This is a genomic window from Soonwooa purpurea, assembly GCF_053891095.1.
The window spans coordinates 1-3,802 of record NZ_JBSSMA010000035.1; the positions used below are offsets into that span (position 1 = coordinate 1).

The 3,802-nt window shown below is 47.3% G+C and carries 1 protein-coding gene; it reads left to right on the forward strand.

What is annotated here, in order from left to right; genetic code table 11:
• Nucleotides 1-735 precede the first annotated feature (735 nt).
• Nucleotides 736-3,624, forward strand: a complete 2,889-nt coding sequence (locus ACVFVN_RS14435) for a reverse transcriptase domain-containing protein (protein WP_456235822.1) — start codon at nt 736-738, stop codon at nt 3,622-3,624.
• Nucleotides 3,625-3,802: the final 178 nt, after the last annotated feature.

Consider the following 3,802-nt stretch of genomic DNA (forward strand, 5'->3'; position numbering starts at 1 on the left):
ACCGTCCTAGGTGCGAATTTATTTATTTAATTTTTTTTTCCTTCGCTCTCTAGTTGTTAGTTTAGTCCAATACTATGCTAATTCTATCTTTATTTCAATTTCATGTTTTATTATTCTTATTGTCTCTGTCTTCTGCATGTATTAAATGGTTAAATTCGCTAGGGAGGGGGCTTGTTATTAAATTCTTCTTTCTTACAAGTCGTTTGAACTTATACTAAGTAGTTACTTAATGTTTCTAATTCATCCCAAGTTTTTTCCACAGCTTAATAGGAGTAGATAGTATGTACTATCGCCCGGTTCACACTCCTTCCATACCTATTGAACAGGGGTAGAGATTTAACTCTTGCTCCCTGCCCAGGGTACGGTTCACCGGTTCTTTCTTCCATGGGACAATTAAATTTAGCTCTCTCACCTATCTGGTGAACAATCTAGCCGGTGGCTGAGGCTCTCCATGATGAGGGTACCGGGTTGGCAGTTTGCTGGCTGCTGCTTCCGACTGGTAGTTAGGGGCCCGAACTCTTTGGTAGCGCTTAGAGAGGCTGCCCTGATCAACAGTCGCATAATATCGGTATACCTGTAGTGCCATGTCGCGCATGGAAAGGTGTCCCTGCACGTATCTCCGGTGGGCAACCCCGAGGCCACATTATGCTCTGCTCTCGGCTACTTACTGGCTCGTTTGTATTACCTTTGACGTGGGACAGTGTCAATTTATGTAGTTCCCTTCCATATATCATAATGATCAATCGCAAAAATAAATTCAAATCTAAACCAGCCTCCAATAAACCACCTACACTCAATCTATCCTTCACCAACATCCGTGGTATTCGATCTAACTTCTGTAGCGTTGAATCTTTCCTTTTGGAGCGGTCCCCCGATATATTCGCTCTTTGCGAAACTAACCTAAATTCCTCCATTGCAACCAGCGAGCTCTTCGTCTCTGGTTATCTTCCTCTTTTCCGGAAAGATTCTAACACTCATATGCACGGCCTCGGTGTTTACGTTCGTGATAATCTTCCGATGGCCAGGGAATCGACTCTCGAAGATGCAGTCCACTCCTACATGTGCTTCCGCCTCTCTTTACCAAACTCTGTCAGCTACCTCTTTTTCCTCTACCGTGCCCCCTCCTCCCCTGACTGCAGCATCCTAGACGCAATTGCTGATAACATTGATAAGGCGCTATCAATCCATCCCTCAGCAAACATATTCGTCTTTGGTGACTTCAACGTGCACCATGAGGCATGGCTTAAACATTCCAATGGCATGGATGCTGCCGGAATTCGCACTTTGAATTTCTCCATAGCCCAATCCCTCACTCAAATTATCAACTTCCCCACCCGTTTCCCTACCCAAACTGACCAACACGCCTCCCTTCTGGACCTATGTCTAACCTCCTCGCCCAACTATTGCACGACCTCCCAGCACTGCCCCCTTGGTAACTCCGACCACTCCGTAGTGTCGATTGATATCTCTTTTCAATCACCTACCGACCACGAACCCCCATTTCACAAGACCTCCTTTCGCTACCAACACGCCGACTGGGATTCGTTCAGAGATTTTCTCAGAGATGCTCCCTGGACCTCTGTGTTCGGGCTCCCAACTAAAGAATGTGCCGCTGAGCTATCCTCCTGGGTCAAGGCTGGCATGGACGCCTTCATCCCTGCCCGTAAATATCAGGTGAAACCGCAAACCTCTCCTTGGTTCACACCTGCGTGTTCTGCTGCCATAGCGCACAGAAACCACTATTTCAGGTTGTTCCAGCGTGACCGCTCAAGGCACAACAGGGACCTATTTGTTACTGCTCGTAATAACTGTAAACGCACACTTGAGAATGCTAAGGCACGCTTCTCTGTTAGAATGAGGGACCGCATAGCCTCCAGTGACTTTGGCTCGCGCGACTACTGGCGCCTCTGCAAAAGGGTCCTTAACAAGAATAATGTATCGATCCCCCCACTCTTTAACCGGTTTGGAGTGATTTCATCCTCCGCTGATAAGGCTGAGTGCTTCGCTCGTAGGTTCTCCTCTAATTCCACCCTTGATGCACTTGGAGTACCTCTACCGGATTTCCCACTCAGGACCGACTCTAAATTGAAAGATATATGCATTACACCTTCCATGGTTTCTGCAATCATCTCCAAACTCGATCCCAACAAAGCATGTGGCCCGGATGGCATCCCTGTTGTAGTCGTTAAGAACTGTGCTCCAGAGCTAGCCCCTATTCTTTCCAAGTTATACAACAAGTGCCTTGCCACCTCCTGCTTTCCTGCTTGCTGGAAGTCCTCATCGGTTGTTCCGATCTTTAAAAACTCTGGGGAACCATCTGACCCCGCTAACTATCGCCCTATCAGCCTTCTCCCCCTTTTTGGGAAACTCTTTGAGGCTCTGATCAACTCGGAGTTGGTTGATCATCTCTCCTCTCAAAGGCTTTTTTCGGACTCTCAGTACGGCTTCCGATTTTCCAGGTCCACTGCCGATGTCCTCACACTAATTACTGAAAGAGTATATCGCGCCCTGGATAAAAATGGTGAAGCCCGGGCCGTCGCATTAGATATATCCAAAGCATTTGACAGGGTCTGGCACTCAGGTCTTCTTCACAAGCTGAAAAGCTACGGGATCACTGGGCGCCTTTTTGACCTAATCCAGTCATTTCTCTCACACCGGGAGATGAAAGTTGTCGTTAATGGCCGCACATCTTCCCGCTTCAATACTAACGCGGGTGTCCCCCAAGGCTCCATCCTTGGTCCGACGCTCTTCTTACTCTACATTAATGACCTCCCCGATGACATCAGTTCCCTTCTCGGCATTTATGCTGACGATACGACGGTTTACTCTTGCCTAGACACTAAGGCTAATGAATCTGACAAGGACAAAATGGCGTCTAGCTTACAAAACGACCTAAAAACCATTGTTAACTGGGGAGAGAGATGGTTGGTCAACTTTAACGCCGCCAAAACTAAGCTACTATCCATTAATCATCTGAGAGGTCAGTCTCTGCCTTCTATCAGCATGGCTGACGCCGTCCTCCAGGAAAATGATTCTCTACGTCTCCTAGGTCTGACACTCTCTGCTGATATGAAGTGGAAGAGTTACATCCAGTCCATCGCCCTCTCTGCTGCAAGGAAAGCTGCTTCCCTATATCGCGCGAGACAACACTTCTCCCCTGAATCCATCTTACTTATCTATAAGTCCACCATTCGGCCTTGTTTAGAGTACTGCTGCCATATCTGGGGCGGAGCCCCTTATGTTCACCTGGAGCTCCTGGACAGGATCCAGAGAAGAATCAGCAATATCATCGGGCCTGAACTATCTGCTAAGCTACAGCCACTTGCTCACCGCCGGGAAGTCGCCTCTCTGTGCCTCTTTTATAAGTACTTTCACGGCTTCTGTTCGGATGAGCTCCGCACTATGGTCCCTAGCGTGTACAGTTTCAAGCGCAATACTCGTCTGGCAGCGCGATCTCATCAATTTACAGTCAAGCTGGCTAGATGTAACCGCGGTTTCTATGCTAACAGTTTCTTTTCCCGCACCTCCAGATTGTGGAACTCCCTCCCAGCTTTTTGCTTTCCTGACGGCTTCAACCTGCAAAGGTTCAAGTGCAACGTCAATCGCTACCTGCTCTCTTCGTAACCCTGTATACCCTTCCTTCTGTAACCCCTAGCGTGCAAGTGGCGCTCCTGCCTTGCTTGGGGTGACTCTGATTAAAAAAAAAAATAAATATGTATAGTGTTGAAATAATCATTTATTTTAGATAACAAACGTGTATTTTTGAATCTTTATTTCCCTGTCAGTGCACTTAATCTTTGAG